Here is an 18,622-nt window from a genome sequence, read left to right on the forward strand (position 1 = left end):
TGGACGCAATGAAGGCATGCATCGCGGCGCTGGGGTTGTTGTTGCTCGGTGGTTGCGCCACGGATGGCTCGGCGCCGTGGCTCGCCATGCCGGGCTCGACGGCCAGTTGTGCCAAGCCCGATTCGAGCCAGGAGCTGTCGCTGACCATGGCCGACGAGATGCTTGCCGACGGGCGCCCGCATGCCAGCCTTGCGCACCTGGAGGCGCTGCCGGCCGATCTGGCCCAGGTGCGGGTGCGCAAGGCCAAGGTGCTGCGCCTGCTTGGACGCAGCGAGGCCGAGCCGCTGTACCGCAGCCTGCTCGACGGGTGCCTGGCGGCCGAGGGTGAGCATGGGCTGGGGCAGATGGCGGCGGCCCGCGGCGACAACGCGCAGGCGCTGCAGCATCTGCAACGGGCCATGCAACTGGCCCCCACCGACGAGAAGATCCGCAACGACCTGGGGGTGGTGTACCTGAACCAGGGCAAGCTGGAGCAGGCGCGCTTCGAGTTTCTGACCGCAATCGAACTCAAGGACAGCGACCGCCTGGCGGCGGTCAACCTGGTGACCTTGCTGCTGTACCAGGACAAGTGGCAGCAGGCGGCCGACCTGGTGAGCCGGCTGGGCCTGAGTGCGGCGCAATTCAACGAAGCGCAGGCGCGCGCCCAACAACTCAAACCTGGCAGTGTGGCTGCCGTGCAGAGGTCGTCATGAACAGTCGGATACTGGTGATGCTGGTAGTGCTGCCGGGCCTGGCCCAGGCGATCGAGCCCGGGCCTTCGTCTAGGGCACAGTCGGCCACCGAGGCGTGGTTGCAGGTGCAGGCCAGCGGCGCGCAGGCCTCCAAGACCCCGCAGAGCGCCACGCCCAAGGAGCGCGACCAGAGCATGCAACGCTGGCTGGATACCTACAAATACGTGATCCCGGATTTCTTCCGGTGGGAGAAGACCAGCAATAGCGACAAGTGAGTCATGCCCAAGAAAAAGCCCAGCGTCGGCTGGGCTTCATTCACGATTTGGGCTTGGCGGAGAAGTTTCTGAGCACCATGCTCTTGAGGGCTTCCCGGGTTTGCTCGGAGGAGCGCTTGCTGGGGCTCTCTTCCTTGTATCTGGTTTTTAGTACTTTTAGGGAGGTCATCTACGGCTCCTGAAAGTAATGAAAATATACGCTGAGTGTCATGTTTCAGGTTCTATTTGCGCTAGGGATACTAGCATTTTCCCGAAATGATAGCAAATCGGCTCCAGAAGTTGAGCAAAGTTCATCGCGCTGTCTTCATCGCGGAAAATCCCCTTTTTGTTGCGGTATATATTCATTACGGCGATGGTTTCATAGACAGGGAGTTGTTCCGCATCCGCCTCGCGTCGAACCTGAATGGGAATGGAGAGTATCGACTGGGCTTCTTCTATATCGTTGTAATACTCCAGTACATCATGTTTGAAGCGATTGCAGAACTCGCGGTTCTTGTATGCAAGATTGTCCAGAAACAGAGATATTTCGCTTTGGGTATGGTGCAGGTATTGCGCCATACCGAAACTGGCGCACATGGGGGCACCGGGGATGATGGGTTGCGTTGTGACACCGGCATAACCCTGTTCGACATAAGGGAAGCAAATCGGCTCTTTTATGAAGTCGTCCCGCTCGCCGAACTCGACTTTGGTAGACACTGTGAAAGTCGTATCTTCAAGCACCAGGATGCCACTGCACTTTGCAAGTTTGCCAAGTGTTGAGTTGTTGTACAGAAATAGCTTGCTGGAATCGATGATGCGGGCAATGTTGTCCATGCTGCCGTCGGCAAGCGTTACCGTATCGAGAAAACCCGACGGCACCAGGGTCATGATGTTGGCTCGATAGACCGACGACTTGCCTTCATTGCCATCCCAGTCCTTGGCCAGCGACAACACACCGTGCAGGCACTCGCGCATCAGCTTGTGGACCACGTCGGGCTTGGGCGCCTCGCTGTTGAGTTCCGCTTTGATTTCCAGACGCCGGGCGCCGAGGATACGCATGTAGGCAGAGTAGTTTCCGAGAAACGACTTTGACGGAGTGCTTTTTATGTAACTGTGCAGTTGGCTGCGCGCCGAGTTGTTTTCCCGGTTGACGGCTATTTCCCGTAGCAACAGGAACAGGCCGAGGTAGAGCAACAGCCTGAATGCCGTGGACGCTTCATTCAGCGGCGCCCCCTCGCAGGTGGGTAACAGCCCAAGGCACAGGTTGTTGAACTGTCCTGTTATTGCCGAGCTGTAAAGGGAGATGTAAGCACCCACCAGAACGGTAGCGAAAATGGCAATAGAGCCGAAGAACGCACCGCTGGGGGCAAACAGCCCTTTGAGAAATGAAGTCATGCTTGAGCAGGCCACACATCGACGAGAAGTGGCCCGGATTCTTGCATAGCCCAAGGGGGCTGGCATATCCAATTTGTGTCAGGTTTCACCGCTGCCTTCGAAGGCTCGAAGGCAACGACGACCTGTTCAATGCGCCGTGATGCGCTGACGCAGCGCCGAGGGGTTGGGCGCCAGCGCCAGGGCCAGCTGGGTGCGGTTGTGCATGTGGGTCAGGCGCAGCACCTGCGACACATACAGCTTCACCGTGTTCTCGGTAATGCCCAGCTCGCAGGCGATCTGATAGTTGGTCTGGCCCTTGCCCACCAGCCGCGCGACGTCCAGCTGGCGCGGTGACAGCTGGTCGAAGATCGCCGGCATGCTCTCGGCTGCCGTTGCATCCTCGCCACCCAGGCCCGTGCCCACCACCTGCTCGCGGGCCTTGCCCAGGTCCTGGTAGAGGTCGTCGATGGATTCGGCCAGGTACTGCAGCTTCTGGTTGAGGTGGCCCAGGTGCTGGAAGTTCTTCTGACGCTCCAGCAACGCGGTCTCCTGGCGCTTGAGCCCCTCGAGCAATTCGGGGAGGTCCACCGGCTTCTGGTAGTAGTCGGCGAACCCCTCGCGCAGCGCCTTGATCACATCCTGCTTCTCGGCCCGCCCGGTGAGCATGATCGCCTCGAAGATCCGTTGCTTGCCGGCAATGGCCTTGAGCGCCTTGACCAGCTCGATGCCGTCACGCTCGGGCATGTGCAGGTCGCACAGCACCAGGCCGATTGCCGGGTCTTCGGTAAACCGCTCGATGGCCTGCTGGCTGCTGTGGCACGGTACGCACCGGTACCCGCTGCCCTCGATGAATTCACACAGCTCTTCGACGATCAACGGCTGGTCGTCGACGATCAACACCTTGAATGGACTCACTGGCTTGTTCACACGCAACTCCCTGCTGACGTGCCCTTCCTGGTACGGCCATGACGCTTGTGGTATCGAGGGGCAGTGACTAGAAAAATAGACGCAGTTGGCGGCTATGTACAACGTATGTACAGCAGGTTAGACGGGTTGTTCGATCAATGGATCCATACCGCAGCCAATAAAAAACCGGCCAGCACGAAGGGGGCGAAGGGCTGTTTTTTTGACGCTTCTTCGATCACCTGCCTGAAGCGTTGCTTAACCTTCTGACTCAGAAGGGACCACAGCCAGCGGCGGCTGAGCAACCAGATCACCACCGCCACCCCGGCACCGATAAAGGTGCCCAGCAGGTACATCCGATCAGTGGCAAGCGCCAGCGCACCCAGCAGTTTCACATCGGCGGCGCCCAGGCGCCCGAGCATGTAGCCGGGCAGGGTCAGCAGCATCACGATCAGCAGCGCCCAGCCGCCCTCGCTGGCATCGGCGCCGATCCAGGTGTGCCCGGTGATGAAGAGATAGGCCAGGGCGCAGGCTGCGGCGCCAAGGGTCAAGGTGTTGTTGATCTGCCTTTCTCGGGCATCCTGTTCGGCACACAATGCGAGCCACAGCAGCAGGACGATGCTTTGCATAGGCGAAATGCCATCCCTTGGTCGTGATTGATTCTATGCTTGATTGCGGGTGTCATTGTCAGGGTAGACGCGATCATGAAAGCAGGCCTTGCAAGACGGCAAAAAGGTGCGGCGGCGATCGAATTCGCCGCCGTGTTCGTGGTGTTCTTCGCGGTGTTCTACGGGGTGGTCAGCTACGCCCTGCCACTGCTGATGCTGCAGTCGTTCCACCAGGCCAGCAGCGAGGCGGTGCGTCGCTGCATGGCGCTGGACCCGACCAGCGCCACCTACCGCACCGATGTGCCGGCACTGGCCCGCGAGGTGCTGGCCCAGCAGCTGGCGTGGATGCCGGGAACGCTGAAGTTCCAGCCCGGCACCGACGCGGTCGTGACCCTGAGCAACACCAACCTGCTGACCGTGCGCATCAACTACGCCAAGGCCCGGCTCACGACGGTGCTGCCGGTGCTCGACCTGCCGGTGGTGGGCGAGGTGCCACGCCTGCCGGCAACCCTTGGCGCCACCGCGAGCCTTCAGCTTTGAGCGGTGGCCACGGCCTGTTCGAGCGCTGGCGCGGGCGCCCGGCCGCCGCGGTGGCCGCACCGCAGGCCCCGGTACCGGCGGCGGTGGGCCTGCAGCTGTGGCTCGATGACAAGGGCCGCGTGCTGCGCCTGGGCGGCCCGCTGCGCAGCGCCCTGGCGCTGCCCGCGCAGGCTGCTGCGCGGGTGCAGGACTACGTGCAGGCGCACAGCCTGCTGGTGCTCGAGGGCGAGCCCGCCGACTGGCAGGCACAACCGCTGGACCTGGACTTCAGAACCGCCAATGGCAGCACCCTGCACACCCGCGGCTGGTTGCTGGCCCAGGGCGAGGACTGGCTGTTGCAGTTATTCGATGTGGGCGATCTGCTGCAGCAGCGTCAGCAGGGCCAGGATGCCCGGCGCCAGCAGCAACTGGCCCGCCAGGTCGGCGCAGCACTGCGCGATTGCAGCCAGGAGCGCCTGCCCCAGGTGGCCGCCGAGCAGTTGCAGCGCCTGGCCTGGCACTGGCGCATGGGCTGGGCGGCGCTGCTGCTGCGCACCCCCGGCGGCTGGCACACCTTCGCGCGGGACGCATCGAGCGTGCCCTGGGCCGACGATGCACGCCTGAGCGCGGTACTCGACCGCCTGCCGTCGGGGCGCGTGCTGTGCAGCGCCGAGTTTCCGGCCTTGCAGGTGCTCTGCCCGACTCACCCGCTGTATGTGGTGGGCCATGCGCAGCAGCATCAGGCCCAGGCCTGGCTGCTGTGCGCGGACGAGGGCGGGCAGGCCCGGCCCGAGGCGGCCCCCCTGCTGCTCGATGCCATGGCCGAGCCGCTGCTGGCGCGCCTGGCCGGCGACCGGCTGCAGGCCAGCCAGCAGCGCCTGGACAATGTACAGGGGTTGCTCGGTGCGGGCTGGTGGGAGTGGTCGCTGCACGAGCCCTACCTGCACCTGGCACCGGGGCTGGCGGCCAGTTTCGGCGTGAGTGCGCAACTGGCGCTGCCGGCCTGGTGGGCGCTGCTGCACCCGGCCGACCGGGAGGCGGCGCAACTGGCGTTCGAGGCGCTGCAGCGCAAGGGCTGCAGCCTGCAACTGTGCGTGCGCCTGCAGGCCGCGTCGCTGCGCTGGTACCGCATCTGTGGCGATGTGCACGGGCAGGGGCAGCAGCGACGTCTGCAGGGTTTCATGCTCGACATCAGCGATATCAAGGCCCAGGAGCAGCAGGCCAGGGCCGCGCACGCACGGCTGGACAACCTGATCGCCAGCTCGCCGGCAGTGATCTATATCCAGCGCTATGACGCCGGTGCGCTGCAGGCCGAATTCTTCAGTGCCAGCCTGCAGCCGCTGCTTGGCTGGACGCCCGCTGCCGACCTGCAACCGGCGCACTGGGTACACCCCGACGACCAGGCGCTGTGGCTGCAACGTACCCGTGACCTGCTGCGCGAGGGCCAGGTGCGCAGCCGCTACCGCCTGCGCGATGCGCAGGGCATCTACCACTGGGTGCTGGATGAAGCGCGCCTGCTGCGTGACGACCTGGGCCTGCCGGTGGAAGCCGTGGGTATCTGGCTCGACGTGACCGAGGCGACCCTGGCCGCCGAGCGGGTGCGCGAGAGCGAGGAACGTTACCGGGTGCTGGTGGAGGACTCGCCGGCGATGATCTGCCGCTACCGGCCCGACCTGACTGTGTTGTTCGGCAACCGCCCGCTGGCCGACTACCTGGAGTGCCTACCTGACCAGTTGCCCGGGAGCGACCTGGGGCAGTGGATGTCGCCGGCCCAGCGCGAGGCGTTCTCGCAGCGCCTGGCCGGCCTGACCCCGCAGCAGCCGGTGAGCAGTGCCGAAATCTGCCTGGAGCTGCCGGGGCGCGAACATGCCTGGTGGGTGTGGTCCGACCGCGGCCTGTTCGATGAACAGGGCCGTCTGCTGGAGGTACAGGCGGTGGGGCGCGACAACACCGCGCTGCGGCGCAGCCAGCAGCAGCTGTTGCAGAGCGCGAAGATGGCCACCCTGGGCGAAATGGCCACCGGCCTCGCCCACGAGATCAATCAGCCGTTGAACGTGATGCGCATGGCGGTGGTCAACGCGCTCAAGCGCCTGGAGAACGGCGACGTGCAGGTGGAATACCTGCAGGACAAGCTCAGGCGCATCGATGCGCAGGTGCTGCGGGCCTCGAAGGTGGTGGACCACATGCGCGTGTTCGGGCGGCGTTCGGAGGTCGAACAGCAACTGTTCGAGCCCTGGCAGGCGGTTGAGGGTGCCGTGTCGTTGCTGGCCGACGGCCTGGCCGGCAAGGGCGTGGCGCTGAACCTGGGCCCGGCGCTGAGCGGCTGCCATGTGCGCGGCCATGCCGATCAGCTGGAGCAGGTGCTGATCAACCTGGTGGTGAATGCCCGCGACGCCTTGCTGGGCCGACGTGAGGCCGACCCGCAGTTGCGCCCCTGGATCGCGGTGGAGGCCGAGCCGGTGGCGGGTGGGGTGCGCCTGCAGGTGCGCGACAATGCCGGCGGCATCGACCCGCGGCTGCTGGAGCGGATTTTCGAGCCGTTCTTCACCACCAAGCCCAGCGGCGTGGGGACCGGGCTGGGCCTGTCGGTGAGTGGCGGAATCATCGAGGGCATGGGCGGGTTGCTCAGCGCACACAATGGCGCCGAGGGCGCGTGTTTCGTGATCGAGCTGCCGGTTCAGAGCATCAACTGAGCGCGGTTGCCGTCACAGGTGAGGTTGGCACCGACCTCGACGTTCACCAGGTCCAGCCCCAGTGCCTTGAGCAGTGTGTTGACCAGCGGGTCGACCAACTTGCCGAGCAGGTTCCTGATCACTGGCTGCAGCAGCGCCTTGACGTCATCGAGCAGGTTGCCGGCCACCACCAGCACGTTGCCGAGCAGGTTGCCGTTGAGCGGGCGGTACACCTGCAGCTCGATGCCATTGATGGTGTTGTTCAGGCTCTGCACGATATCGCTGGCCGAGGTGGCCATGTAGGCCGGTGGCAGGTCGATGTCCGGTGGCGCGCTGGCGTTGCGAAACAGCAGGTCGGTGGCAGGCCCGGTGGAGTTGCTGCCCAGCAGCGGTGCATTGACCTTGAGCCCTACGCCACCGCCAGCGAAGGCGGTGCGCGCGCCGCAGGTGGACGGCAGTATCAGGAAGCGCGTGCAGTATTTGCTGCCGATGTCGATCAGCGGCAGCGGCGAAATGGCGGTGTTGCCTGTGCTGAAAAAGGCCTGGGGATCGCTGAACATGCCCACCGAAACGTTGAGCGCCGAACTGCGGGTGCTGGCGGTCAGGGTCTTGTCCGGCTTGCAGCTGTAGCGGGTGACCTGGCTGCTGGCGCTGGCGACTTCCAGGCCGATGTCCAGGTGTACCACCCCAGGCAGCAAACGGACGTCGCTGACCTTGCACGGGATCGCCAGCAGGCAGAACACCGACTCCAGCGTGGCCACCAGATTGAGGCTGAGCAGGTTGCTGACCACGTTGGTCAGCGGTTCGGCCAGGTCGAGCACGGCGTTGAGCAGGCCGGTGATGCTGTTGAGCAGCGGCAGCTCCAGGCTGACCAGCGCACGGACCTGAGCGGTGTGCACCTTGATGGTGTCGTACTGCGGGTTGCCCACGGCGGAGATCTGTTCGGGTTCTATGACCTTGAGGCGCAGGTTGGCCTTGACCAGCGGCGGGATGTTGAGCGGCACCTCGGCGGTGGCCGCAGTGTTCTTGTTGGCCAGCATCACCGAGGCCTTGAGCAGTTGCAGCAGTTGCATCTGGGCATCCAGGCCGGACTGGACCGCGCCGTTCTGGATGTCGAGGATATCGCCCAGCTTGACCAGCGGGTTGTTGCCGGCACCGAGTACCAGCTTGCCGAGGTCGGTCACCACCTGGGCCGCCGCGCCGCCGCGCCGGGCGAGTTCGACGGCGACATCGAGCAGGTCGGTCAGGTGCAGCTGTTTGCCCAGCAGTTCATCGTAATTGCCCACCTGCACCCCGGCCTTGATGGCCAGGGCATCGAGAAAACTCAGCAGGTCGACGTTGACATCGGCGATGCCCTGCCAGCCCAGTACGTCGAGGTTGACGTTGCCGCCAAGTGCTTTGAACAGGGCGTTGAGCACATCGGACTTGCGTGTGTCGATGGTCAGCAGGGTGCTCTTGAGACGCAGCATCGCCTGCGGCGGCTTGGGCAGCGAGGCCACCGCACTGGCGTGCAGGGTGGTGGTGGCCGGCACGGCGCCGCCGCTCAGCAGGGCCTGTACACCGGCGGCAATGCTGGTGGCCACGGCGCTGCTGGCACTGACCCGGATCGCTTCGCTCTTGCTCGGGTTGACGGTATAGGTGCGCCGGCTGCCGGCACCGGTCTGCAAGGTGCCGCAGGTGGTGGCCAGGGTATGCTTGGCGCCGGGCGCGAAGCCGTTGCGTGCGGCGCTGGCCTGGGCCACGGTCGCCGCCTGCGGGCCGCTGCCGGTGCACACCGCACTTTGCCCAGCCGCTTCGAGGGCGGCCATGTCGACCACCCGCTGCAGCGAACGCTGTTCCAGATAGAGCCGCCCGCTATCGATCACCAACAGGGCGAACACCAGCGCCAGGGCCAGTGTCAGGGCGGCCATCAGGCCGATCGCGCCACGCTGCCGGGTTGGGAATCGGGTAGCCACGAGCACTCCTTTGCCGGCACCAGGCCGTGCGCGAACGCATGCGTCAAAGAAGTGTAGTCAAGATAATGGCCAGTCGCCTTGAGGTGGCGACCGGCCATCGCCGGCTCAGTGGGGCGGGTAGTTGGCCAGTACCTTGGCCACGGTATTCTGGATCGCGGTGTTGCGCTCGGTGGGGCCGGGCGGGTAGTTGTTCATGATCTGCTCGGCGCTGCCGCGCCATACCAGCTTGCCGTCGCGGCTGTCGAACAGGTCGACCTGGATGGTGGCGACCTTGTAGTCGACGCTGCGGGTCTCGTTGTAGGCCGGGCCGCCCCAGTAGCCACCCCAGTAACCGCCCCAGGCACCGCCGTAGTTGGTGGTGATCTGCTGCTGGCGGTTTTCGACGATCAGGTAGGTCTGCACCTTGAGGTCACCCCTGGCATTGCCCTGGGCCGGGCGCAGACCGCGCTGGTCGAGCTGTTCGCTGACGGCCTGGCGGATGCGCTGCTCGGTGAGGTCGCTCTTGATTCGCGGGTCGTCCGGGCGATATTGCAGGGCCGGCTCCTGCCAGCTCCAGCTGCGGTAGGCCGCAAAGTCGCGGCTGGCATCGAAGTCCTGGGTGACGTTGTTGCTCTGGCAGGCGCCGAGCAGCGCCAGCAGGGCCAACAGGGGGAGTAGAGCGAGACGGCGCAGCATGATGATTCTCCGGTTGCCTTCAGCTTGGGGGGTAGCCATCCAGGGCCTTGTGCACGGCATCGCGCAGGGCGCGGGCGCGCTCGCTCGGTGAGCCCTGGCTGGTGGTTTCTGCGCTGGCGCTCCAGACCGGCTGGCCGCTGCCGGCATCGAACAGGTCCAGGCGCACCACCATCACGTCGACCTGGTAGGTGCGTATGATCGGCACGCTGCCATACACACCATAGCCGTTGCGATAGCCGCCGTAGCGGTTGTAGCCGATGCCCCCGTAGCCGTAGTCGTCATAGGGGTAGTAATCGTCGCGCACCTGGCGCAGGCGCCGTTCCATGCGCAGGTCGGCACTGACCAGCAGGTCGCTGCGGGTGTTGCGCGCAGGCCGCAGGCCGCGCTGGTCGAGGGCGGCGCTGACTGCGTCGGCAAGCTCGGCCGGGTCGCTGGAGGCGCTGCCGGCCGGGAGCTGGCCGTTGCGCCATGACCAGCTGCGGTAACGGCCATAGTCACGGGCTGGTGCAGGGTAGGCGCTGGCGTCGAAGGTGGTGGCCGCCTGGGGCGGGGCCGGCGGCAGCGGTCGGGAGCTGGCCACATACGGGTTGCTGCCCTGGCAGGCGGCCAGGGCCAGGCACAACAGGCCCAGGGTCAAACGGTACGGCATGGCAGTCTCCCGGCAGACACGGCTCGGTACTCAGCGTGGGTGGCACATCCAGTGCAGGTAGCGGCCCAGGCCGGCGAAGGCCGGGTGGCGGCGGTGCGCCAGTTCCATTTCGAGCAGGTCGAGCAGTTCTGCCTTGGCCTGGAACTCGACGGGCATGTAGTCGTGGAACACCCGTACACCGCTCTCGCTGTGTATATCCCACAGACCTTCAAGGTGCGCCCGGAGTTCGCGCGGATCAAGTGGTTTTTGCGGGGTCAGGCTCTGCTTTTCACCGGCCAGGCTGGCCCCGCGCAGTTTGCGGAAATGGCCCTTGAGCAGGTTGCGATACACCAGTGCGTCGCGGTTGTAGAAGGCCAGCGACAGCAGGCCGTCGGCGCGGGTGAGCTGGTGCAGCACCGGCAGGATGGTCTCGGGTTCGGCCAGCCATTCGAGCACGGCGTGGCACAGCACCAGGTCGTAGGGTTCGGTGAGCTGGCCGAGCAGTTCCTGCCAGGGCGCCTGGATGAAGGTGGCCGGCTGGCCGGCGGCGGCGAAGCGTTCGCGGGCGCCCTCGAGCATAGGCGCGGCGGGTTCGGCCAGGGTCACCTGGTGGCCACGTTCGGCCAGCCACAGGGCCATGTGGCCCAGGCCCGCGCCGATGTCGAGCACGCGCAGGGGGCGGTCGGGCAGTGCTTCGGCGAGGTCGGCCTGGAGCACCGCGAGGCGGATGGCGCCCTTGGCGCCGCCGTAGATCTTTTCGGCGAAGCGGGTCGCCAGTGCGTCGAAGTGGCGGTCTTTCATCGGGCGAAGCGCCGTTCGCTGTCGGCCAGCTTGCTGCGCACCACCTGGTCCATGTCCAGGCCCAGTTCGCTGCACAGCAGCAACAGGTAGAGCACCACGTCGCCGACTTCCTGGCCGGCGTGTTCGAGCTGCTCGGGGGACAGCTGGCGCGACTGGTCCTCGCTGAGCCACTGGAAGATCTCCACCAGCTCGGCCATTTCCACGCTGGCGGCCATGGCCAGGTTCTTGGGGCTGTGGAAGCCGCGCCAGTCGTTGTTGTCGCGGATGGTGTGCAGGCGGGTGGTGAGTTCTTGCAGGTTCATGGGTGGGGGCTCTCCTCGTGCGGCGTAGCTTAGCGCGGGTCGGCGGGTTTTTCAGGGGATTGTGCTGGCCTGTTCGCCGGCAACGCCGGCTCCTGCAAGCCCTGTGTCAGGTGCATGGGGCCTCACTGCCAGAGGCTGGCCCAGGCCGACACCAGCAACAGCAGCGCCAGCCCCTGGTTGACCCGGCGCAGCACCACCGGCGAACCGCTCAGGCGCCGCGCCCCGCTGCCGAGCAAGGCCCAGCCACCCAGGCACGGCAGCGCGATCACGAAGAACACCAGGCTCAGGTGCGTCACCTGCAGCAGGCGGTCGCTGGCTGCGGCATCGATGAACACGCTGGCCACCGCCAGCGCCATCATCCACGTCTTGGGGTTGATCACCTGCAACGCCGCCGCGCCCCACAGGCCGAGCCTGGCCGACGTCGCGCCCGATTGCTGCACCTGCACTGGGCTGCGAAAGATCTTCCAGGCCAGCCAGGTCAGCCAGGCCACGCCCAGCCCGTTGAGCAGCGGCTGCACCGCCGGGGCCCGGAACAGTGCCTCGCCCATGCCACTGCCCACCAGCCAGACGATCAGCGCGGCCCCTGCACCGGCCCCCAGGATGATTGGCAATGCAGCGCGCAGGCCATGGCTGGCGCTGTTGCTCAGTACCAGGAAATTGGTCGGCCCGGGGGTGATGGACGCAACGAAGGCAAACAGCATGAAGGCCAGCATGGGCAGGCTCCTTGGTAGAGGGGCTTGCATGCTCGCGTGTTGGCGCGCGTCAGTCTGGAAGCTTTGTGCAGCGCCTGCGGTACTGTGCCGGGGTCATGCCATAGGCGCGCAGGAACCAGCGTCCCAGGTGGCTCTGGTCGGCAAAGCCCAGCGCTGGCGCCACCTGTGCCGGGCTCGACCCTGCCGCCAGCAGCCGGCGTGCATGGGCCAGGCGCAGTTGCACCAGGTAGGCGTGGGGCGCCAGGCCGAACGCGGCCTTGAAGGCGCGGCTCAGGCGAAAGCGGTCGATGTTGCACGCCGCCGCCAGTTGTTCGAGGCCGATGTCGTGGTGCAGGTGTGCATGCAGGTAGTCGCGCGCCCTTTGTGCCACCAGCGGCAGGCGCGGGTCGGGGTCGAGCCGGCGGCGCCATTGCAGATGCCCGCTCAGGTGCTCCAGCAACTGGTCCAGTGCCGCCTGGCGCACCATGCGCAGCTCCGGCTCGTGCAGCGACTGGAAGGCGCACGCGGTGGCCGCTGCCAGGCGCGGGTCGCTGGCCAGGGTGTGGGCAAAACCGGGTTGGCTGGCGGGCGGGGCATGCTCGGTGAAGCCGCGCAGCTCGCGCTCCAGCCATTGCGGGTCGAGGTAGAGCATGCGGTAGGTGAAGCCCTCGGGGCTGGGCGCATCGCCGTCGTGCAACTCGCCGGGTTCGAGCAGAAACACCTTGCCCGGTGTGCTCTGGTGGCGGGCGCGGCGACAGGTGAACTGCTGGACGCCCTGTTCGGTCACGCCCACCAGGTAGCTGTCGTGCCAGTGCGGATCATAGGCATGCCCGCGAAAATGCGCGCGCAGGGTCTCGATGCCGGTATCGGGCTCCTGGCGCAGGTCTATCCAGTTGCTGTTCATCGTGTGCTACCGGCAAAGAAAACCGTTATCGCCCGGTCCGTCAGGCAGGTCTAGAAGATTCGTGCAGCGTGTGCCAACTGCCGGTCATGTGCACCAGGTCGCCATGGCCTACCAGGCGGAACTGGCCGTCGGGTGCGACTGCGCTGCCCTCCAGCACCACTTCGCTGGGCAGGCGCACAGGCTTGTGAAAGGCCACGTCCACCTCGTAGCCGCTGAGCGGCAGGTGCCCGCGCAGCGCGGCCAGCGCCATGGCCTTGCTCCACATGCCATGGGCGATGGCCTGGGGAAACCCGAACAGGCGAGCGCTGAGCGCACTCAGGTGGATGGGGTTGTAGTCGCCGCAGACCTTGGCGTAGCGCCGGCCGATGTCGCTGTCGGCATACCAGCGGGTCAGCTCGCCCAGAGGCAGCGGTTCAGGGGTGTCGACGGCGGGTGGCTCGCCTTCGAGCTTGACGCCGCGACACAGCATGCGACTGCGCTCGTGCCAGAGCAGCCCCAGGCTGTCTTCGGCTTCGGTCATCAGGTCGAAGGTCGCGCCCTTGGCGTGGGGCTGCAGGTTGTCGACGAACACGCTGAAGCGCAGCGTGCCGATGCCACCCAGCGGGCGCACCACGCGGATGCGGTTGTTCAGGTGCACCAGGCCCAGCAGCGGGAACGGGAAGTCGTCGGCGGTCAGCAGTTGCAGTTGCAGGGCGAACGCCATCACATGGGGGAAGGTCGGCGGCAGGTGGCTGTCGTCGCCGAAGTGGCAGAGCTTGCGGTAGGCCTGCAGGCGCTGTGGATTCACGCCGATGGCGCAGTGCAGGCCGCTGGCGGGCAGGCTGTCGCCGGTGATGCTGCGCTTGCGCGCAGCCTTCAGGTACAGCCCGCTCAGCCCTTGCGTGCGGTGCAGATCGTGCCAGTGTCGGTCCATGCTCATGCCCCCATCACGGCCTGGCCGCATACGCGCAGCACCTGGCCGTTGACCGCGCCACTGCCGGGCTGTCCCAGCCAGGCCACGGCTTCGGCAACGTCCTGCGGCAGGCCGCCCTGGCCCAGGGAGCTCATGCGTCGCCCGGCTTCGCGCAGGGCGAAGGGGATGGCCGCCGTCATGCGTGTTTCGATGAAGCCGGGGGCCACCGCATTGATGCTGGCACCCCGCTTGGCCAGCAGCGGCGCCCAGGCCTGGGCCAGGCCGATCAGGCCGGCCTTGCTGGCGGCATAGTTGGCCTGCCCGCGGTTGCCGGCGATACCGCTGATCGAGGCCAGCAGCACGATGCGTGCGTTGTCGTGCAGCGCGCCGCCGTCGAGCAGCGCCTGGGTCAGCACCTGGGGGGCCTTGAGGTTGACCGCGAGCACGGCGTCCCAGTATTCGGGGGTCATGTTGGCCAGGGTCTTGTCGCGGGTGATGCCGGCGTTGTGCACGACGATGTCGATGCCCTCGGGGAGCGCTTCGAGCAGGTGCGCCGATGCATCGCTGGCGCAGATGTCCAGCGCCACGCTGCGCCCACCCAGGCGCGCGGCCAGGGCGTCGAGGTCGGCCTTGGCCTGGGGCACGTCGAGCAGCACCACCTCGGCGCCGTCACGGGCCAGGGTTTCGGCGATGGCGGCGCCGATGCCGCGGGCCGCACCGGTGACCAGCGCCTTGCGCCCGGCCAGCGGGCGCGACCAGTCCTGTACCTGGGTGGCGCAGGCGGTCAGGCGCAGCACCTGGCCGCTGATGAAGGCGCTCTTGGGCGAGAGGAAGAAGCGCAGCGCGCCTTCGAGCTGGTCCTGCGCGGCCGGGTCCACATACAGCAGTTGCAGGGTGGCGCCGTTGCGCAGTTCCTTGGCCAGCGAACGGCTGAAACCTTCCAGGGCCCGCTGCGCCACGCTGGCCAGCGGGTCGTCCAGCGATTCGGGCGCGCGCCCCAGGATCACGATGTGCGCACTGGCAGCCAGGCTGCGCAGCAGCGGCTGGAAGAACTCGCGCAGTTGCTTGAGCTGGTCGCTGTCGGTCAGGTGGCTGGCGTCGAACACCACGGCCTTGAGCTTGGGCCCCAGGCCCGCGACCCAGGCCGGCAGTTCGAGGCTTTCATCGGCATAGCTGTAGACCTCGTCGGTCAGGCGCCTGGCAAAGGCGGCCACGTTCGTCACCAGCGGCCCGCCGCCGAGCAGCAGGGCGCCTTCGACCGGGCGCAGCCTGCCGGCTTCCCAGCGCTCCAGGCGGGCGGGGGTGGGCAGGCCGACGGCACCGGCCACGCGCCGACCGAATGAAGAGTTGGCGAAGTCGATATAGCGGTCGCTCATGTGAACGTCTCCCGGAAATTAAGCACCAAAGTGTGGACCATGTTTCGCCTTCGGTCGTTCGACTGGCGAAAAAACACCTACGCTATAGCGGGTCTATCCCGTCTCGGAATAAGGAAGTCTGTGCATGCGCGCTTTACGTCGGGTCGCGATCATCGGCGGCAATCGAATCCCGTTCGCCCGCTCCAACGGGCCCTACGCCACGGCCAGCAACCAGGCGATGCTGACTGCGGCAATCGAAGGGCTGGTTGAGCGTTTCGGCCTGCATGGCCTGCAACTGGGCGAAGTGGCGGCGGGCGCGGTGCTCAAGCACTCGCGCGACATGAACCTGACCCGCGAATGCGTGCTGGGCTCGCGGCTGTCGCCGCAGACCCCGGCCTATGACCTGCAGCAGGCCTGCGCCACGGGGCTGGAAACCGCGCTGATGGTGGCCAACAAGATCGCCCTGGGGCAGATCGACAGCGGCATTGCTGGCGGCGTGGACACCACCTCCGATGCGCCGATTGCGGTCAACGAGGGGCTGCGCAAGTTGCTGCTGCAGGCCAATCGGGCCAAGACCACGGGCGACAAGCTCAAGGTGTTCCTGCAACTGAGGCCCTGGCACCTCAAGCCCGAGCTGCCGCGCAATGGCGAGCCGCGTACCGGGCTGTCGATGGGCGAGCACTGCGAGCTGATGGCGCAGACCTGGCAGATAGGGCGTGCCGAGCAGGACGAGCTGGCCTTGCGCAGCCACCAGAACCTGGCCCGGGCGTTTGCCGAAGGCTGGCAGGATGACCTGCTCACGCCCTTCCTGGGCCTGACCCGCGATCACAACCTGCGCCCGGACCTGACCCTGGAGAAACTTGCCAGCCTCAAGCCGGTGTTCGAGCGCAGCGCCAAGGGCACGCTGACGGCGGGCAACTCCACGCCACTGACCGATGGCGCTTCGGTGGTACTGCTGGCCAGCGAAGAGTGGGCCCGCGAGCGCGGCCTGCCGATCAAGGCGTATTTTCTCGATGGTCAGAATGCTGCGGTGGATTTCGTCAAAGGCCAGGAGGGGCTGCTGATGGCGCCGGCCTATGCGGTACCTCGACTGCTGGAGCGCAACGGCCTGACCCTTCAGGACTTCGACTTCTACGAGATCCACGAAGCCTTCGCCGCCCAGGTGCTGTGCACGCTGAAGGCCTGGGAAGACGCCGACTACTGCCAGAGCCGGCTGGGCCTGAGCGAGCCGTTGGGTGCCATCGACCGCGACAGGCTCAACGTCAAGGGCAGTTCGCTGGCTGCAGGGCACCCGTTCGCCGCTACCGGCGGGCGCATTCTGGCCAACCTGGCCAAGCTGCTGGACGAGGCCGGCCAGGGCCGCGGGCTGATTTCGATCTGCGCCGCGGGCGGGCAGGGCGTGACCGCGATCATCGAGCGCTGACCAGCGGCGCCTCCTTGGCCAGGGGCGCCGGGCGGTTGGCGTAGTGTTCGGCCATGATCGAGCACACGATCAACTGCAGCGGGTGATAGATCATGATCGGCAGCAGAATCAGCCCCAGCCCGGGATGGGCGCCGAAGATCAATGCGGCCATCGGTGCGCCGGCGGCCAGGGATTTCTTGCTGGCGCAGAACACTGCGGCGATCTCGTCGGCCGGGCTGAACCTGAGCAGCCGCGCGCTGCGGGTGGTCAGCCACAGGATCAGCGCCAGCAGCAACGCGCTGCCCAGAACGGCGGTGAGCAGTACCGAGCCACCCTGCTGCTGCCACAGCCCCGAGATCATCGAGTTGCAGAACGCCGCGTACACCAGTAGCAGGATCACCACCTTGTCCATCACGTTGGTGTAGCGCTTGTGGCGGGCAAAGAAGCGGCCCAGCCACGGGCGCAGCAACTGCCCCAGCACCAGCGGCAGCAGGAGCATGGCGCACAGGTCGAGCAGGGTGGCGCCCAGGTCGATGCCATCGCTGCCGTTGCCCACCACCAGGCTCACCAGCCACGGGGTCAGGAAGATGCCCAGCACGCTGGACAGGCTGGCGTTGAGGATTGCGGCGGGCACGTTGCCGCCGGCGCTGCCGGTCAGCGCCACCGACGAGGAGATGGTCGAGGGCAGGGCGCACAGGTACAGAAAGCCCAGCATCAGCAGCGCTGGCACATGGCTGCCCAGCACGCTGTTGCCCAGCCACCACAGCAGCGGGAACACCACGAAGGTGAAGCCCTGCACCATCAGGTGCAGGCGCCAGTTCTTCAGGCCATGGCGGATCTGTTCGCTGGACAGGTTGATGCCGTGCAGGAAGAACACCACGAACACACCGATGTTGATCACGTATTCGGCGTGCATCGAGCCGCCGCTGGCACCGAAGTGCGGGAACAGCCAGGCGAGGAAGGTGGCGAGAAACATGCCGCACAGGAACCAGTCGGTTACCACGCGCTTGAGGTGAGCTTGCATAGGCGGGCCTGCGAATCATCTTGTAATAACGAAGCGGCAGGCTAACCTGTGGCCATTCTTCCGTCTCGCGACACAAGGCCAAGCGATGCCGAGTAACGGACAAAATCTGCTGCCACGCCCAATCCCGCTGCTCGATGCCCTGCCGCGGCCACTGTATGCGCGTGCCGAAAGCCTGGGGGCCGGCTCGTGGACGCCGCGTCATCGACACGACTGGATACAGTTTTCCTATGCGATCAGCGGGGTGCTGGGGGTGTACACCGCCGAGGGCAGTTTTTTTGCGCCGCCGCAGTGGGGCGTGTGGATACCGGCCGGGGTGGAGCATGAGGTGATTACCTCGACTCGTGCCGAAATGCGCAGCCTGTATGTGCGTCAGGCCGATGCGGCGTGGGCCGGGCCGCGCTGCCGGGTGCTGGAGGTGACGCCGCTGGCCCGTGAGCTGATCAAGCAGTTCTGCCTGTTCCCGGTGGATTACGCCGAAGGCGAGAGCCCCGAGGCACATCTGGTGCAGGTGCTGCTGGAGCAGTTGCAGGGGCTGCCCGAGGTGGGTTTTTCGTTGCCGCTGCCGCAGCACCCGCGCCTGCTCGAGGTGTGCAATGCATTGCTGGCGCACCCGGAGCAGGACGCCGGCCTGGCCTACTGGGCCGAGCGCCTGGGGCGTTCGCAGAAGACCCTGATGCGGTTGTTTCAGCGCGAGACGGGGCTGAGCTTTCGCGGCTGGCGCCAGCGCATGCGCCTGCTGTCGTCGCTGCAGGCGCTGGAGCAGGGGCAGAGCGTGACCCAGGCGGCGCTGGGTTGCGGCTATGAGTCGACGTCGGCGTTCATCGTGGCGTTCAAGGGCTTGTTCGGGGCGACGCCGGGGGAACTGTTCAGGCAGTGAGTGTCTGCCATGTTCGGGAAGCCACGAGGCACTCGGTGCAGGCGGGATTAAATTATTTGGACATTATCGGGTCCACTTCCTTTGAGGGCCTTGTTGTATCGTGAGCGCGCATCT

20 protein-coding genes are annotated in these 18,622 nt (G+C 66.2%); 6 read left to right on the forward strand and 14 right to left on the reverse strand.

Annotated features, from left to right (window positions below; translation table 11 throughout):
• Nucleotides 1–8 precede the first annotated feature (8 nt).
• Both NP552_RS09050 and NP552_RS09055 read left to right on the forward strand, forming a co-directional pair.
• A complete protein-coding gene (locus NP552_RS09050) occupies nt 9–692 on the forward strand; it encodes a tetratricopeptide repeat protein (RefSeq protein ID WP_274096652.1) in 684 nt (227 codons plus the stop codon).
• Nucleotides 689–946, forward strand: a complete 258-nt coding sequence (locus tag NP552_RS09055; protein ID WP_088514179.1) for a DUF3613 domain-containing protein — start codon at nt 689–691, stop codon at nt 944–946. Before NP552_RS09050 ends, NP552_RS09055 begins: the two co-directional genes overlap by 4 nt.
• 40 nt (nt 947–986) lie before the next feature.
• Here the strand turns inward: NP552_RS09055 and NP552_RS09060 are convergent, their stop codons facing one another.
• From NP552_RS09060 to NP552_RS09075, 4 genes are all read right to left on the reverse strand, one after another.
• Entirely contained in the window at nt 987–1,115 is a 129-nt protein-coding gene (locus NP552_RS09060) for a hypothetical protein (protein WP_256582768.1), read from the reverse strand.
• A 38-nt stretch (nt 1,116–1,153) separates the two neighbouring features.
• Nucleotides 1,154–2,320, reverse strand: a complete 1,167-nt coding sequence (locus NP552_RS09065; protein WP_058540787.1) for a hypothetical protein — start codon at nt 2,318–2,320, stop codon at nt 1,154–1,156.
• Nucleotides 2,321–2,446: 126 nt separating this feature from the next.
• Nucleotides 2,447–3,226 carry a response regulator transcription factor gene (locus NP552_RS09070; RefSeq protein ID WP_043860938.1) on the reverse strand — a complete coding sequence of 260 codons (780 nt, stop codon included), beginning with the start codon at nt 3,224–3,226 and terminating at the stop codon, nt 2,447–2,449.
• A 134-nt stretch (nt 3,227–3,360) separates the two neighbouring features.
• Nucleotides 3,361–3,831, reverse strand: coding sequence for an A24 family peptidase (locus NP552_RS09075; RefSeq protein WP_043860939.1), 471 nt, complete (start codon nt 3,829–3,831; stop codon nt 3,361–3,363).
• 75 nt (nt 3,832–3,906) lie between these two features.
• On the opposite strand from NP552_RS09075, the gene NP552_RS09080 reads away from it, so the two are divergent.
• Together NP552_RS09080 and NP552_RS09085 are read left to right on the forward strand one after the other, a co-directional pair.
• Nucleotides 3,907–4,350, forward strand: coding sequence for a TadE/TadG family type IV pilus assembly protein (locus NP552_RS09080; RefSeq protein ID WP_043860940.1), 444 nt, complete (start codon nt 3,907–3,909; stop codon nt 4,348–4,350).
• Nucleotides 4,347–7,022 carry an ATP-binding protein gene (locus NP552_RS09085; RefSeq protein ID WP_274096653.1) on the forward strand — a complete coding sequence of 892 codons (2,676 nt, stop codon included), beginning with the start codon at nt 4,347–4,349 and terminating at the stop codon, nt 7,020–7,022. The genes NP552_RS09080 and NP552_RS09085 overlap by 4 nt, the downstream gene beginning before the upstream one ends.
• Here the strand turns inward: NP552_RS09085 and NP552_RS09090 are convergent.
• The 9 genes from NP552_RS09090 to NP552_RS09130 all read right to left on the reverse strand — a co-directional run bounded on the left by NP552_RS09090 (nt 7,007) and on the right by NP552_RS09130 (nt 15,226).
• Nucleotides 7,007–8,956: a pilus assembly protein TadG-related protein gene (locus NP552_RS09090; RefSeq protein ID WP_274096654.1), complete on the reverse strand. Its 1,950-nt coding sequence runs from the start codon at nt 8,954–8,956 to the stop codon at nt 7,007–7,009. The genes NP552_RS09085 and NP552_RS09090 overlap by 16 nt on opposite strands.
• A gap of 105 nt (nt 8,957–9,061) precedes the next feature.
• Nucleotides 9,062–9,631, reverse strand: a complete 570-nt coding sequence (locus NP552_RS09095) for a DUF4136 domain-containing protein (protein ID WP_043860942.1) — start codon at nt 9,629–9,631, stop codon at nt 9,062–9,064.
• A gap of 19 nt (nt 9,632–9,650) precedes the next feature.
• Complete coding sequence (locus NP552_RS09100) at nt 9,651–10,280, reverse strand: DUF4136 domain-containing protein (protein WP_078481562.1); 630 nt, start codon at nt 10,278–10,280, stop codon at nt 9,651–9,653.
• A gap of 30 nt (nt 10,281–10,310) precedes the next feature.
• A complete protein-coding gene (locus NP552_RS09105; protein ID WP_054916639.1) occupies nt 10,311–11,060 on the reverse strand; it encodes a methyltransferase domain-containing protein in 750 nt (249 codons plus the stop codon).
• On the reverse strand, nt 11,057–11,362 hold the full coding sequence (locus NP552_RS09110; RefSeq protein WP_043860945.1) for a MazG-like family protein: 306 nt from the start codon (nt 11,360–11,362) through the stop codon (nt 11,057–11,059). The genes NP552_RS09105 and NP552_RS09110 overlap by 4 nt, the downstream gene beginning before the upstream one ends.
• A gap of 122 nt (nt 11,363–11,484) precedes the next feature.
• Nucleotides 11,485–12,075, reverse strand: coding sequence for a LysE family translocator (locus NP552_RS09115; RefSeq protein ID WP_104572955.1), 591 nt, complete (start codon nt 12,073–12,075; stop codon nt 11,485–11,487).
• Between the two features lie 49 nt (nt 12,076–12,124).
• Nucleotides 12,125–12,958, reverse strand: a complete 834-nt coding sequence (locus NP552_RS09120) for an AraC family transcriptional regulator (protein ID WP_043860947.1) — start codon at nt 12,956–12,958, stop codon at nt 12,125–12,127.
• Nucleotides 12,959–12,998: 40 nt separating this feature from the next.
• Nucleotides 12,999–13,871, reverse strand: a complete 873-nt coding sequence (locus NP552_RS09125) for a MaoC family dehydratase (protein WP_088514183.1) — start codon at nt 13,869–13,871, stop codon at nt 12,999–13,001.
• Between the two features lie 2 nt (nt 13,872–13,873).
• Complete coding sequence (locus NP552_RS09130; RefSeq protein ID WP_058540781.1) at nt 13,874–15,226, reverse strand: 3-oxoacyl-ACP reductase; 1,353 nt, start codon at nt 15,224–15,226, stop codon at nt 13,874–13,876.
• Nucleotides 15,227–15,350: 124 nt separating this feature from the next.
• Here NP552_RS09130 and NP552_RS09135 point away from each other — a divergent pair, with 124 nt between their 5' ends.
• The gene (locus NP552_RS09135; RefSeq protein WP_043860950.1) at nt 15,351–16,628 is read left to right on the forward strand and encodes an acetyl-CoA C-acetyltransferase; all 1,278 of its coding nucleotides are present in this window, start codon (nt 15,351–15,353) and stop codon (nt 16,626–16,628) included.
• Here NP552_RS09135 and NP552_RS09140 read toward each other — a convergent pair.
• A complete protein-coding gene (locus NP552_RS09140) occupies nt 16,615–17,631 on the reverse strand; it encodes a bile acid:sodium symporter family protein (RefSeq protein WP_043860951.1) in 1,017 nt (338 codons plus the stop codon). The genes NP552_RS09135 and NP552_RS09140 overlap by 14 nt on opposite strands.
• Nucleotides 17,632–17,716: 85 nt before the next feature.
• Here NP552_RS09140 and NP552_RS09145 point away from each other — a divergent pair, with 85 nt between their 5' ends.
• On the forward strand, nt 17,717–18,508 hold the full coding sequence (locus NP552_RS09145; RefSeq protein WP_088514185.1) for an AraC family transcriptional regulator: 792 nt from the start codon (nt 17,717–17,719) through the stop codon (nt 18,506–18,508).
• The last annotated feature ends 114 nt before the right edge of the window (nt 18,509–18,622 follow it).

The organism is Pseudomonas sp. 8209 (assembly GCF_028682105.1).
GTDB classification, from domain to species: domain Bacteria; phylum Pseudomonadota; class Gammaproteobacteria; order Pseudomonadales; family Pseudomonadaceae; genus Aquipseudomonas; species Aquipseudomonas palmensis.

Excerpts from the sequence above, each read along its gene's own strand:
- NP552_RS09050 (WP_274096652.1), top strand. The coding sequence starts at position 9 with ATGAAGGCATGCATCGCGGCGCTGGGGTTGTTGTTGCTCGGTGGTTGC.
- NP552_RS09055 (WP_088514179.1), top strand. The coding sequence starts at position 689 with ATGAACAGTCGGATACTGGTGATGCTGGTAGTGCTGCCGGGCCTGGCC.
- NP552_RS09060 (WP_256582768.1), bottom strand. The coding sequence starts at position 1,115 with ATGACCTCCCTAAAAGTACTAAAAACCAGATACAAGGAAGAGAGCCCC.
- NP552_RS09065 (WP_058540787.1), bottom strand. The coding sequence starts at position 2,320 with ATGACTTCATTTCTCAAAGGGCTGTTTGCCCCCAGCGGTGCGTTCTTC.
- NP552_RS09075 (WP_043860939.1), bottom strand. The coding sequence starts at position 3,831 with ATGCAAAGCATCGTCCTGCTGCTGTGGCTCGCATTGTGTGCCGAACAG.
- NP552_RS09080 (WP_043860940.1), top strand. The coding sequence starts at position 3,907 with ATGAAAGCAGGCCTTGCAAGACGGCAAAAAGGTGCGGCGGCGATCGAA.
- NP552_RS09095 (WP_043860942.1), bottom strand. The coding sequence starts at position 9,631 with ATGCTGCGCCGTCTCGCTCTACTCCCCCTGTTGGCCCTGCTGGCGCTG.
- NP552_RS09100 (WP_078481562.1), bottom strand. The coding sequence starts at position 10,280 with ATGCCGTACCGTTTGACCCTGGGCCTGTTGTGCCTGGCCCTGGCCGCC.
- NP552_RS09105 (WP_054916639.1), bottom strand. The coding sequence starts at position 11,060 with ATGAAAGACCGCCACTTCGACGCACTGGCGACCCGCTTCGCCGAAAAG.
- NP552_RS09110 (WP_043860945.1), bottom strand. The coding sequence starts at position 11,362 with ATGAACCTGCAAGAACTCACCACCCGCCTGCACACCATCCGCGACAAC.
- NP552_RS09115 (WP_104572955.1), bottom strand. The coding sequence starts at position 12,075 with ATGCTGGCCTTCATGCTGTTTGCCTTCGTTGCGTCCATCACCCCCGGG.
- NP552_RS09120 (WP_043860947.1), bottom strand. The coding sequence starts at position 12,958 with ATGAACAGCAACTGGATAGACCTGCGCCAGGAGCCCGATACCGGCATC.
- NP552_RS09125 (WP_088514183.1), bottom strand. The coding sequence starts at position 13,871 with ATGGACCGACACTGGCACGATCTGCACCGCACGCAAGGGCTGAGCGGG.
- NP552_RS09130 (WP_058540781.1), bottom strand. The coding sequence starts at position 15,226 with ATGAGCGACCGCTATATCGACTTCGCCAACTCTTCATTCGGTCGGCGC.
- NP552_RS09135 (WP_043860950.1), top strand. The coding sequence starts at position 15,351 with ATGCGCGCTTTACGTCGGGTCGCGATCATCGGCGGCAATCGAATCCCG.
- NP552_RS09140 (WP_043860951.1), bottom strand. The coding sequence starts at position 17,631 with ATGCAAGCTCACCTCAAGCGCGTGGTAACCGACTGGTTCCTGTGCGGC.
- NP552_RS09145 (WP_088514185.1), top strand. The coding sequence starts at position 17,717 with ATGCCGAGTAACGGACAAAATCTGCTGCCACGCCCAATCCCGCTGCTC.